Here is a 23,356-nt window from a genome sequence, read left to right on the forward strand (position 1 = left end):
GGGCGACCGCGGTTAGGCGGCTTCGCCCTCGGTGGTGCCGTGGTGCCAGAGGCGGGCGTAGGCGCCGCCCGCTTCGAGCAGGTCGGTGTGGCTGCCCTGCTCGATGACGCGGCCGTTGGCCAGCACCACGATGCGGTCGGCGCGGGCCGCGGTGGCGAGGCGGTGGGCGACCACGAAGGTGGTGCGGGAGCCGGCCAAGTGGTCGCTGGCGGCGAGGACTGCGGACTCGGTGGCCGGGTCCAGGGCCGCGGTGGCCTCGTCGAGCAGGAGCAGGTCCGGGTCGACCAGTTCGGCGCGGGCGAGGGCGATCAGTTGGCGTTGGCCCGCGGAGAGGCCGTTGCCGCGTTCGCCTACCTGTTGGTGGAAGCCGGACGGCAGGGACGCGACCATCGGCAGGGCGCCTACGGCGGCCACGGCCTGTTCGATCTCGGGCTGCGAGGCGGTGGGGCGGCCGTAGCTGACGTTCTCCGCCACGTCGCCGCCGAACAGGTGGGCCTCCTGCGGCACGACGCCCAGGCGTTGGCGGTACGCGGGCAGGTCGTAGGTGCGGATGTCCACGCCGTCGACCAGGACCTGGCCCGACGTGGCGTCGTAGAAGCGGGCCACGAGTTTGACCAGGGTCGACTTGCCCGCGCCGGTCTCGCCGACCAGGGCGACGGTTTCGCCTGGGGTGACCGTCAGGGACACGCGGTCCAAGGCCGGGGTGTCGGTGCCGGGGTAGCGGAAGGTCACGTCGCGCAGTTCGACCGCGCCGCGCAGGCGGGGTGGGACCGGGACGGGCGCATCGGGTGGGGCGACGGTGCTCGGGGTGCGCAGGAGGTCGCCGATGCGGCGCAGGCCGACGCGGGCCTGCTGGTAGCCGTCGAACACGCCGGACAGCTGTTGCACCGGCGAGAAGAACAGGCCCAGGTAGAGGAGGAACGCCAGCAGCACGCCGGGGGTGAGCGTGCCCGCCGCGACCCGGTGGGCGCCGACCGCGAGCACCACGGCCTGGGCCACGCCGGACAGCATCGAGACGAACGGGAAGTAGGTCGCGATGTAGCGCTGGGCGCGCAGGCGGGAGCGGCGGTAGGCGTCGCTGCGCTCGGCGAACGCCTCGGCCGAGTGCTCCTCGCGGGTGTAGGCCTGGGAGACGCGCAGGCCCGACACGTTCTCCTGGAGGTCGGCGTTGACCGCGCTGACGCGTTCGCGCGCTTCGGCGTAGGCGACGGACGACACGCGCTGGAAGACCACGGTGGCGATCAGCAGCACCGGCAACGCGGCCAGTGCGATCGCGGCCAGGGACGGGTCGGTCACCACCAGGGCGACCGTGATGCCCACGACGGTCAGCAGGCTGACCACGGCGGTGATGAGGCCGGTCTGGAGGAACGACGACAGGGCGTCCACGTCCGTCGTCATCCTGGTCATGATCCGGCCCGCCATCTCGCGCTCGTAGTAGTCGAGGCCGAGGCGTTGCAGGTGCGCGTAGCTGCGCACGCGCAGCACGTAGAGCTGTCGCTCGCCGAGACGCGCGGTGAACACGGTGCTCGCGGACGTCGTGACCCAGCCGATCGCGACCAGCGCCAGGCCGAGCGCGGCCGCCAGCCACAGCGCGGACGTGCGGCCACCGACGACACCGCCGTCGACACCGAGCCGCACGAGTGCGGGCAGGCCCATGCCGACCAGCGCGTCGAGCACGACCAGCGCGCCCACCACGAGCAACGCCCGGCGGACCGGGCGCAGCAGGGTGCGCAGGCGGAACTCCGGATCGGGTGCGCGCGGATCCTCGACGGTCAGCGGTACCTGCTCGGTCGCGGGTGGGAGAGCGCGGACCTTCTCCAGCAGCTCGGGGGTCGGCGGCCCGCCGATCAGCGCAGCGTTCGTGCCGCCACCGCCCTTGGCGCCGCCGCCACCCGTCGGTGCGCCTGGGCGCGACGACGAGAGCAGCTGGCGGTCAGCGTCCTCCTGGGTCAGCTCCGGCCACAGGTTCGTGGACGACACCGGCGCCACCGGGGACTCGATCGCCTCGCCGGGGCCGGCCAGCAGGTCGCGGTACAACGCGCACCGCGAGCGGAGCTCGGCATCCGTGCCGACGTCGACGAGACGCCCCTGGTCCAGCACCGCGATCCGGTCCGCCAGCGCCAGTGACGACCGGCGGTGCGCGATCAGCAGGGTCGTGCGCTCCGCGGTGACGGACGCCAGCGTCGCGTGGATGGCGGCCTCGGTCGCGTTGTCCACGGCCGAAGTCGCGTCGTCCAGCACGAGCACGCGCGGGTCGGACAGCAGAGCTCGGGCGAGTGCGACGCGTTGGCGCTGGCCGCCGGACAGCGTCAAGCCGCGTTCGCCGACCACGGTGTCGTAGCCGTCCGGCAGCGCGGTGATGAAGTCGTGCGCCTCAGCGGACTTCGCGGCGCGCACGACGTCGTCGAGCGACGCGTCCGGGCGGCCGTAGGCGATGTTCGAGAACACCGTGTCCGAGAAGAGGAACGCCTCCTCGAACACCACGCCCACGGTGCGGCGCAACGAACTCAGCTGCAACGTCCGCACGTCGGCACCGCCGACGCGGACCGAACCGGAGTGCACGTCGTAGAACCTGGGCAGCAGCAAGGACACCGTCGACTTGCCCGAGCCGGCCGTGCCGACCAGCGCCAGCGTCTCGCCGGGCGCGACGGACACGGACAGGTCGCACAGCACCGGATCCGACCGCGTGTAGCCGAACGTGACGCCGTCGAGCGACACGCCGACCGGGCCGTCCGGCACCTCGTCCGGACCGGAACTGACCTCGGGCTGCGAGTCGATCAGCTCGTACACCCGCTCGATGCCCGCCCGCGCCAGCTGCGCGTTCACGACCATGCTCGACAGCAGCCTGGTCGGGCCGACGAGGTTCGCGACGTACGTGGCGAACGCCAGGAACGTGCCGAGGCTGACCTGCTGGTGCAGCGCCAGCCAGCCGCCCAGCGCGAGCACCGCGACCTGGCCGATCGCGGGCAGAGCCGTCACCGTCGCGAGCGGCTTCGAGCTCAGCCGCGCCGCGCGCATGCGTTCCGAGAACAGCTTGCGGGCCTGGTTCTCGAGCCTGCCGACCTCGCGCATCTCCTGCCCGAAGCCCTTCACGACCCGCACGCCCGTCACGGTCTCCTCGACGTGCTGGGCGAGGTCGGCCGCGCGCTGCTGCGCGGACCAGGTGGCGGGGAACAACGTCAGCCTGCTGCGGCCCGCGAACCACGCCACCGCGGGCAGCACGAGCAACGCGATGATCGTCAGCGGGGGCGACAGCCACAGCATCGCGCCGACCGCCGCCAGCGCGAACACGACCGTGCCCACCGCGAGCGGGACCATCGACAGCAGCGAGTGCACCAGCTGCAGGTCGGTGATCGACCGGGACACGACCTGGCCGGTGCGCATCGCGTCCTGCTTCGCCCCGTCCAGGCGCTGCACCGACGAGAACACCTTGCGGCGCAGGTCGTGCTGCACGTCGAGCGCGAGTCTGCCGCCGAGGTACCGGCGCAGGAACGCGCTGCCGAACGCGAGCACCTCCAGGCCGACCAGGATCGCCACCACGAGCAACAGGCGGTCCGTGCGGCCGCCGACCGAGTCGTCCACGGCCGTTTTCAGCAGCAGCGGGCCTGCCGCCTGGAGCCCGACGCCGACGACGGCGGCCACCACTGACAGCACCACCAGACGGCGGTGCTGCCAGCAAGCTGCCGAGAGTCTGCGAATCCAGCCTGTCCCCACGAGAGCCAGGCTACGGACGAGCTACGACAATTCGAGAAAACGCCTGCTCAGGTGATGTCCTTGCGGGCCGTTGCCGCCCAGCCGCCGACGAAGGCGATCGCCGTCCACGACAGGAAGATCAGACCGGAGAGCCACCAGTCGAACGCGCCGCCGGCACCCGCCATGTACCGCAGTGCCAGCTGCAACTCGTCCGGGACGACACCGGCCGAGCTCATGAACAGGTCGGCGGCGACCGATCCGGTGATCCCGTTGACGGACCCGTTGGGCAGGAACCCGATGACCTGCTCGAGCCCGTTGATGCTGAGCACCAGGCTGAGGCCGTTCTCGACCAGCAGCATGTACAGCAGCAGCACGACGGTCGTCCCGACGACGCTGGTCATCAGCGCGCCGACGCCGACGCCGAACATCGTCATCAGCACCGACGCCACGAGCCCTGCGGTGGCGAGCGCGAGCCAGCCGGACGCGTCCGGGAGCTGGCTGCTGTCCGAGGACAGGATCACGCCGAGCGCGACGGACAGGACGATCGCGAGGCCGAAGATCGCGCCCCACAGGATGTAGACCAGCATCTTCGCGGAGAGCGCCGCCCCGCGCGACGACGAGGTGAGGAACGTCGTGGTGATCGTCCGGCGGTTGATCTCGTTCGCGATCGCCAGGCCGCCGAAGATCATCGGGAAGATCGTCGCGACGTTGATGCTGCGCGCGATGCCGAACAGCGACACCCGCCACTGGTCCGGCGTGATGCCGAAGATGTCGGACAGCTGCTCGACGTCGCTCTGCGAGGCCAGGTCGACGAAGCCCTTGCCGAGGAAACCGGTGCCGAGTCCCCAGCCGAACGCGAGCAGCACGGTGGGGATCATCAGGCCCCACCACAGGCCGGTCGTGATCGTCTTGCGGAACTCCGACTGCAGAAGGTTGCCCATCAAGCCCATCCGCCCTGCTGAGGTGGCTGCTGCTGCACGTAGTAACCAGTTCCGGGGTAGCCGGGTGCGGCGTACTGCCCGCTGGTGAGCTGGAAGAACAGCCGCTCGAGGTCGATCTGCTCCTCCTGCATGCCGTAGACCGACACGCCCGCCTTCAACGCGGCGTCGGCGATGTACTTGGACGTCACGCCCGCCACCGCGAGCCTGCCGTCGGGCAGCTGCTCGATCGCCTGCACGCCCTCCGCGCGCAGTGCGGTGACCAGCGCGCCGACGTCGGACGGCTGCACGATCACCCGGCTCTGCTGCGACTGCCTCAGGTGATCGAGCGGCCCGTAGTACATGGTCTGGCCGCGGCTGATGATCACGACCTGGTCGACCGTCTGCTCGACCTCCGCCAGCAGGTGGCTGGAGATCAGCACGGTGCGGCCGCTGCGCGCGTAGGACTGCAGGAACGTGCGCAGCCAGGCGATGCCCTCGGGGTCGAGACCGTTCGCGGGCTCGTCGAGAACGAGCACCTGCGGGTCGCCCAGCAGCGCGGTCGCCAGAGCGAGCCGCTGCTTCATGCCGAGCGAGTAGCCGCCGACCTTGCGGTCACCGGCGGAACCCAGCCCGACGAGCTGCAGCACCTGGTCGGCGCGCTGGTCCGGCACACCCACCGCCGAGGCGTACACCTTCAGGTGATTTCTGGCCGTGCGCTTGGGGTGGAACCCCTGCGCCTCCAGCACCGCGCCCACGACCCGGCCCGGCTGCCCGAGCCTGCCGAACGGGCTGCCGTTGATCGTCGCGAAACCGGCCGTCGGGCTGACGAGACCGAGCAGCATGCGCAGCGTCGTCGTCTTCCCGGCGCCGTTGGGGCCGAGGAAGCCGGTGACGCTGCCCGGTTCCACGGTGAAGCTCAGGTTCTGCACCGCGGTGACCGGACCGAACTGCTTGGTCAGGTTCTGCACCACGATGCGGCCGCTGCCGTCGTGCACGAGATCCTCCCGTTGGCGGGCATGTGCCGGCCATCCTGCCAAACGGACGGACTCGATCAGTCGGGAAGCGCGTGTTTCGGGCGATTCACCACCGGCGCCCGGTGGATCGGCTCGGGGATCTGCGGTACGTCGTCCAGCGACAACGGCGCCTCGTCCAGCAGCTGCGGTGCGTCGTCCAGCACCAGCGGCAGCTCGGTCGTCAGCTCCGCGGGCGTCTCGGCGGGCACCTCCGACGTCACGCCGCTGCGGGTGAACGGATTGCGCAACGGGCGCCTCCGGTCGCGGTGCTGCACACCCTCGCCGATGAGGTGCTGATGCGCCATGTTCCACACCTGGCACGGCCACTTGCGCCTGCGCAGCCAGCCGGGACACGCCTTGCAGCGGCCGTCGTCGTCGGGCTGGTGCACGGTCAGCAGCAACCGCCAGCCGTCCGCCAGCCGGTGGATCTCCGCGCGGGCCAGCGGCACCAGCGCCTCGGCCTCGCCGTGCTCGGCGACCTTGTCCAGCAGCGCGAGTCTCTGCAGCACCGCGTCGCGCAGCGTCTGGTCCACGGCGGTCACATCTTCGTCGACGCTTGGTCGAGCAGGCTCTGCAGTCGACGGGTCTGGGTGGCCGACATCACAGCCGCCTCACCAGGCGGTGCGACGAGCAGAACTCGGTCATTCTCCACCAGAACGGTCATGGACCGGTCCCGGCCGAACGGGTCGTGACAGTGGATCCACCCCTGTGGTTCAGCCACTTGATCTCCTTCGAGGTACGCCCGACTCCAGGTTCATCGGTCGAACTCGCGGGTAGGAGCAGCGTCACAGACCCGAATTCACTCGTTTGCTTGAGCCGCTGAACTCGGGGAGTGGTCCACTCGGGGAAACTTTTCGGTCCCGATTCGCGGGGGGTGCTGGGCGAGGCGCCGGAGTGCCCGCTAAGCTTGTGGAGGCGGCCCGCTCCCAGTGACCCCCAGGCTGGTTGAGCGGGTCGCCGCTTTTCTTCTCCGCGAGGCTGTTCGGGTTCGGCTTCGCCATCACCCTCCCGCCTTGCAGAAAAGGCGCCTTCTGGGGGCCGAGCCCCCAGACCCCCAGCCGGCGGGCTCCGCCCCCGGACCCCCGCTTCGGCCGTCGCTTCGCTCGGCCATCACTCCATGCCACTCGGTTTCGCGGCCGGTGGACTCTCGTTGTCCTCCGTTCTCGTACGGTGTAAGTTGCTCGTACATCGTAAGGGGGACGACATGACGACGACCGACGAGAAGGTCGGGGTTCACCCGCATCCGCAGCGCTGGGCGGTGCTGGGGGTGCTGTGCCTGTCCGTGATGGTCGTGGTGCTGGACAACACCGTGCTCAACGTGGCGATCCCGTCGATCTCCACCGGGCTCGGCGCCAGCACCGCGGACATCCAGTGGATGATCAACGCGTACTCGCTGGTGCTCGCCGGCCTGCTGCTGACGACCGGCGCGCTGTCGGACCGGTTCGGCCGCAAGCGCTCGCTGCTCGGCGGCCTGCTGCTGTTCGGCGCCGGAAGCGCGGTCGCGGCCTACGCGGGCTCGTCCGAGGCGCTGATCGCGGCACGCGGCTTCATGGGGCTGGGCGCGGCGTTCCTGATGCCGGGCACGCTCGCCGTGCTGATGCAGCTGTTCGACGAGAAGGAACGGCCGAAGGCCATCGGCATCTGGGCGGCGGTCACCAGCCTCGGTTTCGCGGCGGGACCGGTGATCGGCGGGTTCCTGATCAACCACTTCTGGTGGGGTTCGGTGTTCCTGATCAACGTCCCGGTGGCGATCGCGGCCATCGCGGCGGTGGCGTTGCTGGTGCCGGAGTCGAAGGACCCGACCGTGCGCAAGCCGGACGTGCTGGGGTCGGTGCTGTCGACCATCGGCATGGTCGCGCTGGTGTGGTCGGTCATCTCGATCCCCGAGCACGGCTGGGGAAGCGTCCGGGTGCTCACCTCGCTCGGCATCGGCGTGGTCGCGATGACGGCGTTCGCGCTGTGGGAGCGGCGCACGCCGGAACCCATGCTGGACCTGGGTTTCTTCAAGGACCGCCGGTTCACCGGCGCGGTGGCGTCCGGCGTGCTGGCCTCGTTCGGCATGGGCGGGTCGCTGTTCCTGCTGACCCAGCACCTGCAGGGCGTGCTCGGCTACACGCCGCTGGAGGCGGGCATCAGGGTGGCGCCGATGGCGATCGCGCTGCTGGTCACGTCCAACGTGCTGGGCCCGATCACCATGAAGCTGGGCGCGGGCAGGGCGATGCTGCTCGGCATGACGATCGTGTCCGGTGGCGTGGTGCTGCTCGCGTACGGCGGAAGCTACGGCCCGACGCTCGCCGGCCTGATCCTGATCGGTGTGGGTGTCGGCATCGCGCAGCCGGTGGCGGTCAACGCGCTGATGGGCTCGATCCCGCCGGAACGAGCGGGCATCGCGTCCGGGCTCAGCGGCACGCTGACCGAGCTGGGCAACTCGTTCGGCATCGCGGTCCTGGGTGCCCTGCTGAGTGCGAGGTTCGCCGCGTCGCTGCCGGACGGCGTGCCGTCGCGGTCGCTGACGGGGGCGTTGCACAGCGGCGCGGACATCACGGTGGTGCGGGAGGCGTTCGCGGGCGGCATGACGACCAGCCTGCTGATCGGTGCGCTGGCGGTGTTCCTGGGCGGCGTCGTATCGAGTGTGCTGCTGCGCCGCGCCTAGGATTTCCGCTGTGACGGAGAGCGTGTGGTTCGGCAAACCGAAGTCTGGCGGCGGTCAGCACCCCGGTCTCAGCCGGGAGCTGATCGTCCGCAAGGCGGTCGAGATGCTGGACGAGCACGGGCTCGGGGCGCTGTCGATGCGCAAGCTGGCCGCGCAGCTCGGCGCGGCCCCGATGTCGCTCTACTGGCACGTGCCGACGAAGGACGCGCTGCTCGAGCTCGCACTGGACCACCCGTTCAGCGAGCTCGAGCCGGTCGACGAGGGCGTCACGTGGGACGTCGCCGCACGCGGGCTGATGCACTCCATGCGGATGATCGCGCTGCGCCACCCGTGGTGGGTCAAGCTCGTCGGCTCGTACATGACGGTGGGCCCGAACGCGGTCGCGATGGCCGACGGGATGCTGAAGGTCATGCGCGACGCGGGCATGTCCGTGGTCGAGGCGTCCCGGTCGTCCAGCGCGCTGTCGAGCTTCGTGATCGGGTTCGTCGGCGCGGAGGTCAACTTCAACGCGAACGGCGCGGTGGACCAGATCGACGTGTCGAAGCTGCATTCGTTGTACGCCGAGAAGTTCCCGTACTACGCCGAAACGATGGCCGAAGCCGAACTGTGGTCCGTGGACAAGCAGTTCGACTTCGGCCTCGAGTGCGTCGTCGCCGGCATCAGGGCCAGCGTCGGAGCGCTCAGATGAACGTCTCCAGCGGGGTGTGCGCGAGGCCGGTGGCCTCGGCGACCGGACCGTTGGTCAGGTGTCCGTCGTGGACGTTCAGGCCCAGCGCGAGCGAGCGGTCGGCCTTGAGCGCGGCCTCCCAGCCCTTGTCGGCCAGCGCGACCGCGTAGGGCAGCGTCACGTTGGTCAGCGCGTAGGTGGACGTGCGCGGCACGGCGCCGGGCATGTTCGCGACGCAGTAGAAGACCGAGTTGTGCACCTCGTAGGTGGGCTCGGCGTGCGTGGTCGGCCGCGAGTCCTCGAAGCAGCCGCCCTGGTCGATCGCGATGTCGACGAGCACCGAACCGGGCTTCATGTCGGCGACGAGCGCGTTGGTCACCAGCTTCGGCGCCTTCGCGCCGGGCACGAGCACCGCGCCGATGACCAGGTCGGCCTCCTTGACGGCCTGCTCGATCGCGAAGCTGTTGGACGCGAGCGTGCGCAGGCGGCCCTGGAACTGGGCGTCGATCTGGCGCAGGCGGTCCACGTTCGTGTCGAGGATCTGCACGTCAGCGCCCATGCCGACGGCGATCGTGGCGGCGTTCAGGCCGGCGACGCCACCACCGATGACGACGACGCGCGCCGGAGCGACACCGGGGACGCCACCGGGCAGGACGCCGCGGCCACCGGAGGGCTTCATCAGCGAGAACGCGCCGACCTGCGGGGCGAGACGGCCGGCGACCTCGGACATCGGGGCGAGCAGCGGCAGCGCACCGGAGGGCAGCTGCACGGTCTCGTACGCGATGGCGGTGGTGCCGGAGCTCATGAGCGCCTCGGTCAGCGGCTTGTCCGCGGCGAGGTGCAGGTAGGTGAAGAGGGTCTGGTCCTTGCGCAGCCGCGGGTACTCCTCCGCGATCGGCTCCTTGACCTTGAGGACGAGCTCGCCCTCGTTCCACACGTCCTCGACCGACGCGAGGACCTTGGCACCGGCGGCCAGGTACTCCTCGTCCGTGATGGCCGAGCCGAGACCGGCGCCGGCCTCGACGAAGACGTCGTGGCCGCGGCTGGTCAGCTCGTGGGCACCGGCGGGGGTCAGTGCGACGCGGTACTCGTGGTTCTTGATCTCGCGGGGAACGCTGATCCGCACGGTGGCTCCTCTCAGGACGGGCTGTCTCTACCCAAAGGTGAGGCAGTGAGAAAGGTGTGTCACCGTGCGGATCGCACTATCTGGGGGGTTCCCTATTGTTCAGTTGGCACAAATCACCCTTGCTTTGGGCCAATTTTGAACACCCAGGCGTGCTGCCCGGCGTTGGCAGGCAGGTCCACGGTCAGCTTGCCTCCCTGCCACCCCCAGGTCAGCGGCTGGTCGTGGCCGAGCAGCGTGACCCGGTCACCCGGCTTGATCGGCACGGGAGCGTCCACCACCAGCCGGCTGCCGGGGTCGACGAGCGAGGTGACGTAGAACGCCTCGTTCTGCTTGACCGTGAACCGCAGGTTCCCCTGCTGGGCCATGCGCGACCAGTACGTCGTGCCGTAGATCGACTCGCCGTTGGTCCGCAGCCACGCCCCGGTCTCGCGCAGCCGCTGCTGCATGATCTCCGGGATGGTGCCGTCCGCGCGCGGCCCGATGTCCAGCAGGAAGTTGCCGTTCTTGGACGTCGTGTCGACCAGCGTGTCCACGACCTCGTTCGCGGTCATGTACATGTGGTCCGGCGTGGCCCGGTTCCAGCCGTAGGAGCGCGGGTCGAGTCCGCGGCTCGCCTCCCACTTCTGCACCACGGTGTTGGGGTACGAGGCGTACTCCGGCGTGGTGAAGTCGTGCGTCGGGATGCCGCACCGGTCGTCGACCGTGACGTCCTTGGGCCTCGGCCGGTTCTTGGCTTTGTTGAAGTAGTCCGCGAACACCCGGCGGCTGTCGTTCGCGCCGCCGATGTCGCACCAGATGACGTCCGGGTCGTAGCCGTCGACCAGTTCGGTCATCTGCGGGCCCTGGTAGTCCTTCACGAAGTCGCGGCCCGCCTGGTAGCCGGTGTAGGGCTCGGCCGCGCCGGTGTACGGGTTGCGCGGGCCGTGGCCGCTCCACGGCTTGTCCGGGTTGAACCACTCGGGCATCGAGAAGTACAGGCCGTTGCGCAGCTGCGGCGTGTACTTGCGGGACGCGTCGAACAGCTCCTTCACCAGGTCGCGCTTCGGGCCGAGGTCGACCGAGTCGCGGCCGGACACCTTCGAGTCCCACAGCGCGAAACCCTCGTGGTGCTTGGAGGTCAGCACGTAGTACCGCGCGCCTGCCTGCTCGAAGAGCTGCACCCAGTCCTTCGGGTCGAACTTCGCCGCGGTGAACTGCTCGATGAACTCGTCGTACGAGAAGTCCTTGCCGAAGTTCTGCGCGTGGTACGGGTGCACGGCGTTCTTCGGGTCCTGCATCCACTGCCAGTACCACTCGGCGTACTGCTCACCGGGCGGCGACCAGGCGGGCGCGGAGTACAGGCCCCAGTGGATGAAGATGCCGAACTTGGCGTCGTCGAACCAGTACGGCGACTCGTGGGTGCCCAGCGACGCGTCGGTCGGCTGGTAGTCCGCGACGCCGAGCGTGAACTTCGCGTTCTGCTCGGCTCTCGCCCCGATCGCCCGCGCAACGACGGTGCCGTCCACCGTGGACTTGCGGGTGGTCGTGACGCCGATGCGGACGCGGGCCTCCTCGCCGGGAGCCAGTCTGGTGACGAACGCGGGCTTCACGGTGATCGCGCCGGGCGCGTTCAGGTGCACCGAGACGTCGTCGAGCCACGTGTCGCCCAGGTTGACCACGGTCGCCTCGACCGCCTGCGCACCGCGTCCGGGGATCTTGGTCGTGGACCGCGCGCCGCGCACCGCGAGCGCTTTGCCGTGCGTGACGGGCTGCATGGTCAACGCGAACACGTGCAGGGCCGACTTGCCCTCCTCGGCCGGGTGCGTGACCGGCAGCGTGATCGCGACGGCCTCGCGTTTCGGATCCGCCCACACCTGCGCGGTCGCGATCGACACCGGGTGCTGGTCGACCCCGGTCGGCGTGTAGCGGTACGGCGCCGACACCGGGCCGCTGCCCGAGTACCAGTCCGCGGCGCCGAGCCCCGCGGTCGTGGTCGAGCCGTCCGCGTAGTGGACGGTCGCCGTGCCGCTCGCCCCGTCCCAGCTGGACGCGAGCAGGAAGTGCGCCGAGACGTAGTTGCCCTTCGGCAGCTCGATCCGCTGTCCCAGCGCGACGACGTTGTTCTTCCCCTGATGCGCGGGGAACTGGTGGGGGATGCCGTCGACGACGATGCGCCCGGTCGGCAGCGCCTCGCTGGGGAAGGTGTGTCCGGACCCGTCGAAGTTGCCGTCCTTGAGTTGGGCGGTGTCGATGCCGTCGTTGTCGAAGTACCGGTCGAGCGCCACAGGTAGGGGGTGCGGCGCTGGAGCGGCGGTGGCGGCTGCGGCGGTGAGGAGCGAGGCGAGCAACACCATGCTCGTGGCGAACGCTCTCTTCATTGGCCCTCCGATGTCTGATGCGCCCAAGGGACTTCATCGGCCGATGTAACGATGATTCATCCGATGTATGGCCTAGCAGGAGTCCTCATCGGGTGTCAACGGGTCGCGTTGACACCTGCCCGGTACCGGACATAGCGTTCACCCGTTCCCAACTGAAGATCGGCCGCGGTGCTGACCGGCACCACAACCCGAGTGGGAGAGACCCCGCCTGTCGTGCGGGGCGCCGAAGGGGCAATCCCGCACACTCTCAGGCAGCAAGACCTCTCGGGTGAGGCAACTCTGCACGGCGGAGGGGGACTCATCCGAACTCCCTAGGAGCGCTGCCGTGACCTACCCCGAGAACCTCCTGTACACGCCCGAGCACGAGTGGGTCGACTGGACGCCGGGCACCCAGGACCCGCTGACCGTCGGCATCACCTCGTACGCCGCGGACTCGCTCGGCGACATCGTCTTCGTGCAGCTGCCGACCGTCGGCGAGCAGGTCGTGTCCGGCAAGGTGTGCGGCGAGCTCGAGTCGACGAAGTCCGTCAGCGATCTGTTCTCCCCGGTCAGCGGCGAGATCATCGCGGTCAACGAGGCCGTCGTCGCCGATCCCGCGCTGGTGAACTCCGACCCGTACGGCGAGGGCTGGCTGTTCAAGGTGAAGGTCGAGTCGGCCGAGGGCCTGCTCACGGCGGCCAAGTACGCCGAACTGACCCAGGACTGATCGTGGCGATCAGCGTTTTCGACCTGTTCTCGGTCGGCATCGGCCCGTCCAGCTCGCACACGGTCGGCCCGATGCGGGCCGCCGTGATGTTCGTCGACCGGCTGCGGTCGTCCGGGCTGCTCGCGCACACCGACCGGGTGCACGTCGAGCTGTTCGGCTCGCTCGGCGCGACCGGCTACGGGCACGGCAGCCCGAAGGCCGTGCTGCTGGGACTGGAGGGCAACCACCCCGAGGAGGTCGACCCGGCCGCCGCCGCGCTGCGGGTCGAGCAGGTCCTCGCGACCGGACGGCTGCTGCTCGGCGGTGAGAAGGAGATCGCCTTCCAGTCCGACGTCGACCTCGTCATGCACCGGCGCAAGTCGCTTCCGCTGCACCCCAACGGGATGAGCTTCGAGGCGTTCGACGGCGAGTCCTCACTGGACAGTGCGGTGTACTACTCGATCGGCGGCGGCTTCGTCGTCGACGAGACCGCGACCGGCACCGACCGGATCAAGCAGGACGAGACGCAGCTGCCGCACCCGTTCCTCACCGGCGACGACCTGCTGGCGCGCACGCGCGAGACCGGGCTGTCGATCAGCGAGATCATGCTCGCCAACGAGCAGGCGTGGCGTTCCGAGGAGGAGATCCGGTCCGGGCTGCTGCACATCTGGCGGGTGATGCAGGAGTGCGTCGAACGCGGCTGCAACGAGCACGGCGAGCTCCCCGGTGGGCTGAAGGTGCGCCGTCGTGCCGCGGACATGCGGCGCACGTTGGAGGGCGAGCACTTCGCCACGGACCCGTTGCGGGTCATGGACTGGGTGACGCTGTTCGCGCTGGCGGTCAACGAGGAGAACGCCGCGGGCGGCCGGGTCGTCACCGCGCCGACCAACGGCGCGGCGGGCATCGTGCCCGCGGTGCTGCACTACTACACGAGGTTCGTGCCGGGCGCGTCCGACGACGGTGTGGTGCGGTTCATGCTCACGGCGGCCGCGATCGGCGTGCTGTTCAAGGAGAACGCGTCGATCTCCGGTGCCGAGGTCGGCTGCCAGGGCGAGGTCGGTTCGGCGTGCTCGATGGCCGCCGGTGGTCTCGCCGAGGTGCTCGGCGGCACGCCGGAGCAGGTCGAGAACGCGGCCGAGATCGCCATGGAGCACAACCTCGGTCTGACGTGCGACCCGATCGGCGGGCTCGTGCAGATCCCGTGCATCGAGCGCAACGCGCTGGCGTCGATCAAGGCGATCACCGCCGCCCGCATGGCGCTGCGGGGCGACGGCTCGCACTTCGTCTCGCTGGACAAGGTCATCAAGACCATGCGGGAGACCGGCAAGGACATGTCGGTGAAGTACAAGGAGACCGCGCGCGGCGGCCTCGCCGTGAACGTCATCGAGTGCTAGAGGTCTGAGATGGCGATCTGCGTGTCGACGTCGCCGATGCGGCGCAGCCGCTCCCACAGGGCATCGCTGTAGAGCCAGTCGCGGATCGGTGCGGCCGGGTCCTCCGGGAACCACCAGAGGCTCGGCTCACCGCCGTGCGCGAGGTCGTTCGCCCAGTACCGGGCGAGGCCGGCGACCGCTTCGTCGTCGGGCAGCGCGTCGACGAACCGCAGCCACGGCCCCAGGTCGGAGTCCACGTGCGCGGCCGCGCACAGCAGGTCGCCCGTGAGGTTGCGGGTCAGCATCCCGCGCAGCGCCTCGCGGACGGCCTGTTGTTCGTCGGCGGGCCACGTCGAGAAGCGGGCGAAGCTCAAGCCCTTCAACAAGATCGGGTCGGGCAGCTCTTCGAGGAGCCGCAGGATCCTCGGTGCCAGCCCGCGCCACAGCAACCCGTACTGGTCGGCGTTCCAGTGGCTCGTGACCTCGCGCGCGAAGCTGCCGACGAGGTCCCGCGGCACGAGTGCGGGGTCGCCGCCGAGTGCGTCGAGGTCCGACTGCGCGTAGCAGTACGTGCAGCCGTCCACCGCGCCGACGCGCGGCACGTCGGCGAAGACGCGGTCGAGGTCCATACGTCCAGGCTACGACCCGGTGTCCACTTGATTCACACGGTGAACCCACCGTCCACATTGAACGAGGCGCCGGTCACGTACGCGCTGCCCGGCCCGGCGAGGAACGCGACCACGTCGGCGATCTCGTCCGGCTGGGCGTAGCGGCCGAGCGCGGTGATGCCGTTGATCGCCTCGGCCATCGGACCGGACGCCGGGTTCAGGTCCGTGTCGGTGGCGCCGGGGTTGACGATGTTCGCCGTGATGCCGCGCGGTCCCAGGTCCCGCGCGAGTCCCTTGGTCATGCCGACGAGCGCGGTCTTGCTCATCGAGTACAGCGTGAAGCCGGGGAACGGTGCGTGCACGGCGACGTTGCTGCCGATGCTGATGATCCGGCCGCCTTCGGTCATGTGCCGGGCCGCGCTCCTGGACGCGAGGAACGGCGCGCGGACGTTGACGGCGACGGTGCGCTCGAACTCGGCGAGCCCGAGCTCTTCCAGCGGGCCGACGATGAACTCCGCCGCGTTGTTCACGAGGATGTCGAGGCGGCCGAACGCGGCGGCGGCTTCGTCAACGGCCGCAACGATCTCGTCGGCGTCCGCGCTGTCGGCGCGGATGGCGAGCGCCTTCGTCGGCTCGATTTCGGCGCTGCGGTGCGTGATGGCGACGTCGGCGCCGAGCTCGGCCAGCCGAGACGCCACCGACTTTCCAATGCCGCGGCTGCCGCCGGTCACCAGAGCCGCCTTGCCTTCGAGGATGTTCATGTCTCACAGCCTGTCTGACGTGCGGCTGAAGGTCTGGCGGAGATCGGACCTGCAGTTCGCAGACGACCTGTTCGGGCGTAGTGGGACCGCTACTCCAGGTGAGACAAGGACTTTCGGCCACATGCATCGCCCGCACACTCCGTTGTCATGTCAATCGGCAGCACCTACGCACCGTTCAGCGACGAGCACGTCGCCAACCCCTACCCGTTCTTCGCCGAGGCCCGCGCACAGGAACCCGTGTTCTTCAGCGAGCAGCTGGGCTACTGGGTCGTCAGCAGGTACGACGACGCCGCCGCAGTGCTGAAGGACTACCGGCGCTTCACAGCGAGCAACCTCTCCGCGCGGCAGCAGTCCGAGCAGGTGCGGGCGATCCTCGGCGACAGCGTCATGGTGCCGTCGCTGCAGGAGGTCGACCCACCGGACCACACGCAGCTGCGCGGCGCGATCATGAAGGGGTTCTCCGCGCGGCGGGTCTCGTCGCTCGAGCCGGTGATCCGGGCGTTCGCCGACCGGTTGATCGACCGGTTCGGAGCGTCCGGCGATGGCGACTTCATGAAGATGTTCTCCGAGCCGTTCCCGATGATGGTCATCGGGCACCTCATGGGCGTGCCCGAGCAGGACTGGCACCACCTCCAGCGGTGGTCCGACGACATCATGGCGATGATGCTCGGCTCGATGTCGGAGGACGAGGAGCTGCCGTACGCGAAGAGCGCGCTGGACTTCAAGAACCACGTCTACGACATCGTCGAGCGTCGCCGCAGCGAGCCCGGTGACGACCTGACGACCGCGCTGATCGAGTCGTCGCTCGACGACGACCAGATCGCGGGCCTGCTCCAGCTGTTGCTGCTGGCGGGTTTCGAGACGACGGTGAAGCTGCTCGGGCTGGCGCTGCGCGAGCTGCTGACCGACCGCGCGCACTGGCAGGCGATCGTCGACGATCCGTCAGGCATCCCGGCCGTCGTCGAGGAGGCGCTGCGGTTCGACGGGCCGGTGGTGTCGCTGATCCGGCAGGCGCAGGAGGACGTCGAGGTCGGCGGCAGGCAGATCCTCAAAGGGCAGATGGTGCAGGTGCTGCTCGGGTCCGCGAACCACGACGAAGCCGTGTTCGAAGACCCCGAGTCCTTCTGCCCGGCGCGCAAGGGCGCCTCGGCGCACCTCACGCTCGGCGCGGGTGCGCACTACTGCCTCGGTGCCGCCCTCGCGCGGATGGAGGCCAAGGTGGCGCTGGAGCAGCTGACCAGGCGGCTGCCGTCGCTGAGGCTGGTACCCGATCAGGAGATCGAGTACCTGCCCAACCTCAACATGCGTGGTCCACTCGGCCTTCGGGTCGCGTGGGGATCGCCCGGCTGACCTCGCTGAGGTGCTGCAGGACGTATCCGAAGGACCTGAACAGTCCACATTGGGCGTAGTCGATGCCGCGTTCCGCGCAGAAGTCGCGCACGATCGTCTGTGCGCGCCGGAGGTGCGGGCGCGGCATGTTCGGGAACAGGTGGTGCTCGATCTGGTAGTTCAGGCCGCCGAGCGTGAAGTCCACCAGCCAGCCGCCGCGCACGTTCCGCGACGTCAGCACCTGCTTGCGCAGGAAGTCCAGGTTGTGATCGGCGGTGAGGATCGGCATGCCCTTGTGGTTGGGCGCGAACGAGCAGCCCATGTAGAGGCCCCACAGGCCCTGGTGGACCGCGATGAACGCGACCGCGAGGCCCGGTGACAGCACGTAGAACACCGCGGCCAGGTACACCACGACGTGGCCGATCATCAGCACCCGCTCGAACGGCCGCGACTTGCTGATGCTCGACCAGTGCAGCGCGATGCCCTCGAGCAGCAGCAACGGGAAGAACAGCCACGCCTGGTGCCTGCTCATCCAGCGCAGCAGGCCGCGCTTCTCGGCGCCCTGGCGGGTGGTGAAGGCCAGGACGGAGATGTCGACGTCCGGGTCCTCGTCCTCGTGGTTCGGGTTCGCGTGGTGGCGGTTGTGCTTGTTCACCCACCACCCGTAGCTGACCCCGGTGAGTCCACCGTGGACCAGGCCCGTCACGTCGTTCCACTGGCGAGCGCTGAAGATCTGCTTGTGCCCCGCGTCGTGCCCGATGAACGCGAGCTGGGTGCACATCACCGCGAGCACGGCCGCGGTGAACATCTGCCACCACGAGTCCCCGAGGAACGCGAAAGCGACCCAGGTGCCGGCGAACACCACGAGGTTGAGCGTCATGCGCAGGATGTAGTGCCCGCTTCGCCTGCGGAGCAGACCGGCCTTCTTGATCACGCGGGACAGCTCAGCGAACTCGCTGCCCTGGCGGGGAAATGTCTGGGTCATCCCAGTCAGCGTGACACCCCGCGGGCCGGGTGTACACCTCGGGTCGGTGAACGTCAGGCCAAGCGGCTGTCGTAGCGCTCCTGCGCCTCGAGCACCTCGGGCATCCGGCTCTCCACGAGATCGATCAACGCCTTCAGCCGCTCGGCCGTCTCGTGCCCGAGCGGTGTCAGGCTGTAGTCGACGCGCGGCGGGTTCGTCGGCTGCGCGTCGCGGTGCACCAGACCGTCGCGTTCGAGCGCGTGCAACGTCTGGGCCAGCATCTTCTCGCTCACGCCGTCGACGCGGCGGCGCAGCTCGTTGAACCGCAGCGGCCCCTCGCGCAGCGCGCCCACGGTCAGGCTGCCCCACCGGCCGGTGACGTGCTCCAGCGTGGGGCGCGACGGGCACCCGCTCGCGAACACGTTGAACTCCATGTCTGAAGGATAGCGCTAACTAGAAGTTTGCGCTTTCGAAAAGTTTGTGCTCAACTCGTTCGGGACACACCACCCCTCACGAGGAGTCACACCGATGATCGTTTCGATCGCCTACCACTCGGGTTTCGGCCACACGGCGGTGCTCGCCGAGGCCGTGCGCGACGGCGCCGCGGACGCGGGCGCGACCGTTCACGTGCTCCCGGTCGACCAGCTGACCGAGGAGCAGTGGGAGCTCCTGGACGCCTCCGACGCGATCGTGTTCGGGTCGCCGACCTACATGGGCACCGCGTCCGGCGCGTTCCACGCGTTCGCCGAGGAGTCGTCGAAGCGCTGGTTCTCCCAGGCCTGGAAGGACAAGATCGCCGCCGGGTTCACCAACTCCGGCTCCAAGAGCGGCGACAAGGTGCACACGCTGCAGTTCTTCTCGATCCTGGCCGCGCAGCACGGCATGAACTGGGTCAACCTCGGCCTGCACCCCGGCTGGAACAGCACCCAGGGTTCCGAGAACGACCTCAACCGGCTCGGCATCTTCCTCGGCGCGGGCGCGCAGACGAACAGCGACGAGGGGCCTGAGGGCGTGCACAAGGCCGACATCGCGACGGCCGAGCACCTCGGCCGCCGCGTCGCCGAGGCCACCCGCAGGTGGCGTCAGGCGGCCTGAGCGACGATCAGGCTGGTCGCGCCGTTCAGGGGGACGTGCCGGTCGAACGTCCAGCCCGCCCTGCCGAGCCAGCCGGTCATCTCGTCGGCGCTGTGCAGCCGCCCGACCTCGCTGGACAGCAGGAACTGGGCCCCCGTGAGCGCGGCGATCATCGGCTGCGTGTGCGTCGGGTCGGTCCAGAAGTCGATCAGCAGCAGCCTGGCGTCGGACGAGCACGAGCTGCGGACGTTCTCCAGCAGCTGGACCGTCTGCGTCTCGGACAGGTGGTGCGCGACGTTGGCCAGGATCACCGCGTCGTGGCCGGACGGCAGGGGGTCGACCAGGTAGTCACCGGCCACCAGGTCGACCCCCGGTCTGGCCAGCGTCACGACCTCCGGTCTCTCGAACAGCGTGCCGTGGATGTGCGGGTGCCGGTGGATGATCGCGGTGAGGAACGAGCCGGTGCCGCCGCCGACGTCGAGCACGCGGTGGTGCGGTGCGAAGTCGTACACGGCGGTCAGCGCGGCGGCCGTGCCCGCGTTGATCGCTTCCATACCCGTTGAATAGACCTCGGTCGGGTAGTCCACAGTGGATCGCTCACCGGTGCGCGCGGCGACCTCCAGCTCGCCCCACTGCGGATAGGTGATGCGGTTCATGAAGCGCAGCATCGGCCGGAGGTCCGCCTGCGTGGTGCCGCTGAGGAACTTCTCCGACACCGGGCTGTTCCGGTAACCGCCGTCGGCGAGCTCGACGAACCCGAGCGCCACCATGGCGTTCGCCAGCAGCGACGCCGAGCGCTCCGGAACGCCCATCCGATCCGCCAGTTCCTCCGACGTGAGCGTGGATTCGGCGAGCGCCTCGAACATGCCGAGCTCGCTGCACGCGAGCAACGTCTTGGCGGCGGTGAACCCGTAGGCCACCTGGAAGATCGCGTCTGGTGTCACCGAAGCCTCCTGCGCAGCAAGTACCCAACACCGACCATGGCGAGGAAGCCGACGGCCGAGATCATCACGATCTGTTCGACGGTCTCGGCGTAGGAGCCGGCGACGACGTACGCCACGCAGATCGGCACGGTGCCGAGCAGCGTGTACCAGAAGAAGACGTGGAACGGGGTGCGGCTGACTCCCGCCGACACACCGACGGTTTCGGCCATCATCGGCACGCCGCGGGCGACGCCGAACAGCCACGGTCCGAACGTGCGCCACCAGCGGCTCATGTCGTGCAGCTCCTCGAGGGTGACGACCTTGCGCACGAGCCACGGGCGGGCCCACCGTCCCAGCGCGTACGCTGCGGCCGAGGAACCCATAGATCCCGCGACCGCGAGTGCCACCCCTCCGGGCACGCCGAGCGCTGTGCCGGCGAGCACGATCAGCGGCGTGCTCGGAACTGGGAGCAGCACGTCCACCACCAGCAGCGCGAGTATCACCGCCGCTGTCGTCGCCGGGTCGACCGCCCGCACCCGTTGCACCACGCCTTCGAAGTCGATGATGCCGAACGCCTCGAAGACGATCCAGCTCAGCAGCACGAAGCCGAGCACGACGAACGGGAGCAACTTCCAGCGGACTCCCGTCTCATAACTCATCGGGTGATGGTCGCCCGGCAGTCCGCGCCGGACAATCCGCCAATGGCGGACTTCCGCGAAGGAGACACGAATGAGCGACGATCTCGTGCCCTTTCTGGGGCACTGGGTGATGGACCCCTCACGCAGCGCTTATTCCGGCGGTGTCCCACCGAGATCCGGGCACTACGACCTGAGGCTCGACGGCGACCGCCTGGTCGTCAGCATCGAAGGGATCCTCGGGTCCGGTGATCCCATCCGCACCGGCTACGCGCTGGACCTCAACGGCGACACGCCGATGACCGTCGGCCGGGTCGACCGCGTGCGCACGGTCATCGAGCCGCGGCGCTTCTGCACGATCGCCTACGTGGGCCCGACGCCGGTGGCGCGGGCGTGGCGCATTCTCGGCAACCTGAACGAGATGACCATCATCCAGTCCGCTTCGGACGGTCAAGGGGTGTGGCGCGACGACGTGTCCGTCTACCTGCGCCAGTACTGAACCGGGACGCGGCCACCCCCAGCGGTCGCGTCCCGGCTCTCTCACCCCCGGTCGTGCCGGTCCAGCAGAGCCCGCAGCGCCGCCATCTCGGCGGCGAGCGCCTCCCGGCCCTTGTTCGTGATGCTCACCCAGGTCTTGGGCCGTTTGCCGTCGTAGCCCTTCTCGACCTCCAGCAAGCCCGCTTCCTCCAGCACCGTGATGTGCCGGGAGAGGTTGCCCGCGGTGAGCTCCAAAGTGGACTTCAGGTACCCGAACTCCACGCGCTTCGCCTCGGCCGCGATGGTCAGGATGCCCAGCCGGTGCCGCTGGTGGACGGTCTCGTCGATGCCGGCGGTCGGATGCTCGGTCACGGCGAGACCTTACGACGGGCCCAGGCCGCGACCAGTCCGCTGATCCCGCCGATCGCGAGCACCGCGGCGGGCAGCACCAGGTCCGCGGAGTCGTACAGCGCGGCGGGCAACGGCGGCCAGTCGTAGAACCAGATCGGCGCCACCACCACGAGTGCGACCGTGGCGGTGAAGAGCCACGCGAACACCGTGCACAGCGTGCTCCGCTCGACCCACGCGAGCCCCAGCACGCCCACGACGATCACCAGCAGCTGCCCGGCCGGGATGACCGTGAGGAAGTGCGCGACGAGGATCAGCAGCAGGATCGCGACCGCGGTGCGGAGCTTGCGCTTGGACAGCAGCGTCGCCGCGGTCACCGCCACCACGACCGCCGCCAGCGCCAGCGGCCAGCCGAGCCGGTTGAAGAACAGCTCGCTGAGCACCGGGACACCGAGCAGCGGCAGCGCGAGCACGAACAGCGTCACCTGCGCGTAGAGGCGCGTCGAGGTCTCGACGCCCACTCGCCCGGCTCGCCACCGGTACCACCACACGGTCGCCAGGAACCCCACCGCGAGCGCGGCGAGCCAGTAGAAGTCCTGCGCCAGCGACGGGAAGTACCCGCCGATCCGCATGCCCTGACCGGTCGGGTGCAGCCAGTGCCACAGCTCCGGCATGCCGTTCGACGACCACGAGCACCCCGGCGGGCACTCCGGCCGCAGGTAGAACGGGACCGCTCCCACGATCAGGGCCGCGAACAGCAGGAACGGGGCCCAGTAGCCGTGCCGGTCGTCACGGGCCCGCGCGCGCAGCCGGGCCAGCTCGTCCAGCAACCCCTTGGGATCAGTGCTGTTCACGGCTCACCGCCTGAGCGGCCAGCCCGGCGACGCCGCCGAGCAGAAGCACTGCTGCCGGGAGCAGGACGTCGTCACCGACGAACTGCGGGAGGCCGAGCCGCCAGAACACGTTCTCCATCGTGTAGAGCGTCGTGAGCAGCGCGCTGATCGTGAACACCAGCGCGATCACGGCGAACAGGGTGCTGCGCTCCACCCACGCCAGCGCGAGCAGTCCGACGGCCAGCACGAGGAACTGCCCGTGCCCCACCATGCTCAGCGCGACGAGCAACGTCGTGCTGACCAGCACCGCGGGCACGCACACCGCGAGCGCGACCCGGCGCGACGGGTTCCGCCTCATCGCGACGATCGCGACGACGACGGCCACCAGCAGCAGTGCCGCGACCGCCGTGCGGGCGCCGTTCAGCCACCAGCCCATGATGTTGACGGTCGCGCTGACGAACCAGAGCACCGGCACACCGACCAGCGGTACGGCGAGTGCGAGCGACGTCGCCACCGCGTACGTGCGGGTCGGGGTCTCGACCCCGGTCCGCTGGGCGCGCCACCGGTACCACCGCACGGTCGCGAGGAAGCCGAGCACCAGCACGGCCGTCCAGTACAGGCCGAGCGCCAGCGGATGCTCCAGCGGTTCGATGACCGGGTAGTAGAGCCGGAACGGGTCGACGTACGTGCCGAACAGCCGCCAGCCGACGCCGTAATCGACGTGGACGCCTCCGACCGGGAGCTCCTTCGGTGCGTACAGCGGCATGGCCGCGAACGTCAGCACGCCGAACAGGAGCAGTGGGAACCAGTAGCCGTGCCGGTCGTGGCGCACACGTTTGCGCAGGCCGGACAGCTCTTCGAGCAGCACTTTCGGATCATCGGTCATGTGTCATCCCCCAACTTCGCCATGACGCAAT

Annotated in this window: 23 protein-coding genes and 1 riboswitch; of the genes, 7 read left to right on the plus strand and 16 right to left on the minus strand. The window is 69.5% G+C overall.

The annotated features are described in order from the left end of the window. Positions 1 to 12 precede the first annotated feature (12 nt). The 5 genes from FKR81_RS04620 to FKR81_RS45575 are packed head-to-tail and all read right to left on the minus strand — an operon-like array spanning position 13 to position 6,290. A complete protein-coding gene (locus FKR81_RS04620; protein WP_407936500.1) occupies positions 13 to 3,714 on the minus strand; it encodes an ABC transporter ATP-binding protein in 3,702 nt (1,233 codons plus the stop codon). Between the two features lie 47 nt (positions 3,715 to 3,761). Then, positions 3,762 to 4,634 carry a hypothetical protein gene (locus FKR81_RS04625; RefSeq protein WP_186762768.1) on the minus strand — a complete coding sequence of 291 codons (873 nt, stop codon included), beginning with the start codon at positions 4,632 to 4,634 and terminating at the stop codon, positions 3,762 to 3,764. Then, positions 4,634 to 5,608: an ABC transporter ATP-binding protein gene (locus FKR81_RS04630; RefSeq protein WP_146349670.1), complete on the minus strand. Its 975-nt coding sequence runs from the start codon at positions 5,606 to 5,608 to the stop codon at positions 4,634 to 4,636. The genes FKR81_RS04625 and FKR81_RS04630 overlap by 1 nt, the downstream gene beginning before the upstream one ends. Positions 5,609 to 5,664: 56 nt before the next feature. Next, positions 5,665 to 6,159, minus strand: a complete 495-nt coding sequence (locus FKR81_RS04635) for a hypothetical protein (protein ID WP_235921297.1) — start codon at positions 6,157 to 6,159, stop codon at positions 5,665 to 5,667. A gap of 5 nt (positions 6,160 to 6,164) precedes the next feature. Then, complete coding sequence (locus FKR81_RS45575; RefSeq protein ID WP_268891520.1) at positions 6,165 to 6,290, minus strand: hypothetical protein; 126 nt, start codon at positions 6,288 to 6,290, stop codon at positions 6,165 to 6,167. 540 nt (positions 6,291 to 6,830) lie between these two features. On the opposite strand from FKR81_RS45575, the gene FKR81_RS04640 reads away from it, so the two are divergent. Beyond that, on the plus strand, positions 6,831 to 8,279 hold the full coding sequence (locus tag FKR81_RS04640) for an MFS transporter (protein ID WP_328593123.1): 1,449 nt from the start codon (positions 6,831 to 6,833) through the stop codon (positions 8,277 to 8,279). 10 nt (positions 8,280 to 8,289) lie between these two features. Next, a complete protein-coding gene (locus FKR81_RS04645; protein ID WP_146349672.1) occupies positions 8,290 to 8,967 on the plus strand; it encodes a TetR/AcrR family transcriptional regulator in 678 nt (225 codons plus the stop codon). On the opposite strand, the gene ald is transcribed toward FKR81_RS04645, so the two are convergent. Both ald and FKR81_RS04655 read right to left on the minus strand, forming a co-directional pair. Then, positions 8,960 to 10,072: an alanine dehydrogenase gene (ald, locus tag FKR81_RS04650; RefSeq protein ID WP_146349673.1), complete on the minus strand. Its 1,113-nt coding sequence runs from the start codon at positions 10,070 to 10,072 to the stop codon at positions 8,960 to 8,962. The two genes, FKR81_RS04645 and ald, sit on opposite strands and share 8 nt — an antisense overlap. Before the next feature lie 113 nt (positions 10,073 to 10,185). Beyond that, positions 10,186 to 12,429, minus strand: coding sequence for an alpha-L-fucosidase (locus FKR81_RS04655; protein ID WP_146349674.1), 2,244 nt, complete (start codon positions 12,427 to 12,429; stop codon positions 10,186 to 10,188). A gap of 183 nt (positions 12,430 to 12,612) precedes the next feature. Continuing rightward, a riboswitch (glycine riboswitch) is annotated at positions 12,613 to 12,702 on the plus strand. Between the two features lie 52 nt (positions 12,703 to 12,754). Between FKR81_RS04655 and gcvH the strand changes: the two genes are divergently transcribed. Both gcvH and FKR81_RS04665 read left to right on the plus strand, forming a co-directional pair. After that, entirely contained in the window at positions 12,755 to 13,135 is a 381-nt protein-coding gene (gene gcvH / locus FKR81_RS04660) for a glycine cleavage system protein GcvH (RefSeq protein ID WP_146349675.1), read from the plus strand. Between the two features lie 2 nt (positions 13,136 to 13,137). Then, positions 13,138 to 14,508 (plus strand): L-serine ammonia-lyase, encoded by a 1,371-nt coding sequence (locus FKR81_RS04665; protein ID WP_146349676.1) that lies wholly within the window; start codon positions 13,138 to 13,140, stop codon positions 14,506 to 14,508. Here FKR81_RS04665 and FKR81_RS04670 read toward each other — a convergent pair. Next, a complete protein-coding gene (locus FKR81_RS04670) occupies positions 14,505 to 15,116 on the minus strand; it encodes a hypothetical protein (protein WP_146349677.1) in 612 nt (203 codons plus the stop codon). The genes FKR81_RS04665 and FKR81_RS04670 overlap by 4 nt on opposite strands. Positions 15,117 to 15,148: 32 nt before the next feature. Further along, on the minus strand, positions 15,149 to 15,856 hold the full coding sequence (locus FKR81_RS04675) for an SDR family NAD(P)-dependent oxidoreductase (protein WP_146349678.1): 708 nt from the start codon (positions 15,854 to 15,856) through the stop codon (positions 15,149 to 15,151). A gap of 147 nt (positions 15,857 to 16,003) precedes the next feature. On the opposite strand from FKR81_RS04675, the gene FKR81_RS04680 reads away from it, so the two are divergent. After that, positions 16,004 to 17,206 (plus strand): cytochrome P450, encoded by a 1,203-nt coding sequence (locus FKR81_RS04680; RefSeq protein WP_146349679.1) that lies wholly within the window; start codon positions 16,004 to 16,006, stop codon positions 17,204 to 17,206. Here the strand turns inward: FKR81_RS04680 and FKR81_RS04685 are convergent. Both FKR81_RS04685 and FKR81_RS04690 read right to left on the minus strand, forming a co-directional pair. Then, a complete protein-coding gene (locus FKR81_RS04685; RefSeq protein ID WP_146349680.1) occupies positions 17,154 to 18,170 on the minus strand; it encodes a fatty acid desaturase family protein in 1,017 nt (338 codons plus the stop codon). The genes FKR81_RS04680 and FKR81_RS04685 overlap by 53 nt on opposite strands. Positions 18,171 to 18,223: 53 nt before the next feature. After that, on the minus strand, positions 18,224 to 18,583 hold the full coding sequence (locus FKR81_RS04690) for a winged helix-turn-helix transcriptional regulator (protein ID WP_146349681.1): 360 nt from the start codon (positions 18,581 to 18,583) through the stop codon (positions 18,224 to 18,226). 94 nt (positions 18,584 to 18,677) lie between these two features. Here FKR81_RS04690 and FKR81_RS04695 point away from each other — a divergent pair, with 94 nt between their 5' ends. Beyond that, the gene (locus tag FKR81_RS04695) at positions 18,678 to 19,244 is read left to right on the plus strand and encodes a flavodoxin family protein (protein WP_146349682.1); all 567 of its coding nucleotides are present in this window, start codon (positions 18,678 to 18,680) and stop codon (positions 19,242 to 19,244) included. Here the strand turns inward: FKR81_RS04695 and FKR81_RS04700 are convergent. Continuing rightward, entirely contained in the window at positions 19,232 to 20,167 is a 936-nt protein-coding gene (locus FKR81_RS04700) for a methyltransferase (RefSeq protein WP_186762769.1), read from the minus strand. The two genes, FKR81_RS04695 and FKR81_RS04700, sit on opposite strands and share 13 nt — an antisense overlap. Next, positions 20,164 to 20,805 carry a TVP38/TMEM64 family protein gene (locus tag FKR81_RS04705; protein WP_146349684.1) on the minus strand — a complete coding sequence of 214 codons (642 nt, stop codon included), beginning with the start codon at positions 20,803 to 20,805 and terminating at the stop codon, positions 20,164 to 20,166. Before FKR81_RS04705 ends, FKR81_RS04700 begins: the two co-directional genes overlap by 4 nt. Before the next feature lie 70 nt (positions 20,806 to 20,875). On the opposite strand from FKR81_RS04705, the gene FKR81_RS04710 reads away from it, so the two are divergent. Then, positions 20,876 to 21,280: a hypothetical protein gene (locus FKR81_RS04710; protein ID WP_146349685.1), complete on the plus strand. Its 405-nt coding sequence runs from the start codon at positions 20,876 to 20,878 to the stop codon at positions 21,278 to 21,280. A 41-nt stretch (positions 21,281 to 21,321) separates the two neighbouring features. On the opposite strand, the gene FKR81_RS04715 is transcribed toward FKR81_RS04710, so the two are convergent. From FKR81_RS04715 to FKR81_RS04725, 3 genes are read right to left on the minus strand one after another with little or no spacing between them, the layout of a single operon-like run. Then, positions 21,322 to 21,630: a transcriptional regulator gene (locus FKR81_RS04715; RefSeq protein WP_146349686.1), complete on the minus strand. Its 309-nt coding sequence runs from the start codon at positions 21,628 to 21,630 to the stop codon at positions 21,322 to 21,324. Beyond that, positions 21,627 to 22,460: a hypothetical protein gene (locus tag FKR81_RS04720; protein ID WP_146349687.1), complete on the minus strand. Its 834-nt coding sequence runs from the start codon at positions 22,458 to 22,460 to the stop codon at positions 21,627 to 21,629. Before FKR81_RS04720 ends, FKR81_RS04715 begins: the two co-directional genes overlap by 4 nt. Further along, the gene (locus tag FKR81_RS04725; protein ID WP_146349688.1) at positions 22,447 to 23,325 is read right to left on the minus strand and encodes a hypothetical protein; all 879 of its coding nucleotides are present in this window, start codon (positions 23,323 to 23,325) and stop codon (positions 22,447 to 22,449) included. Before FKR81_RS04725 ends, FKR81_RS04720 begins: the two co-directional genes overlap by 14 nt. Positions 23,326 to 23,356 lie beyond the last annotated feature (31 nt).

The sequence above is a fragment of the Lentzea tibetensis genome (assembly GCF_007845675.1).
Lineage (GTDB): Bacteria > Actinomycetota > Actinomycetes > Mycobacteriales > Pseudonocardiaceae > Lentzea > Lentzea tibetensis.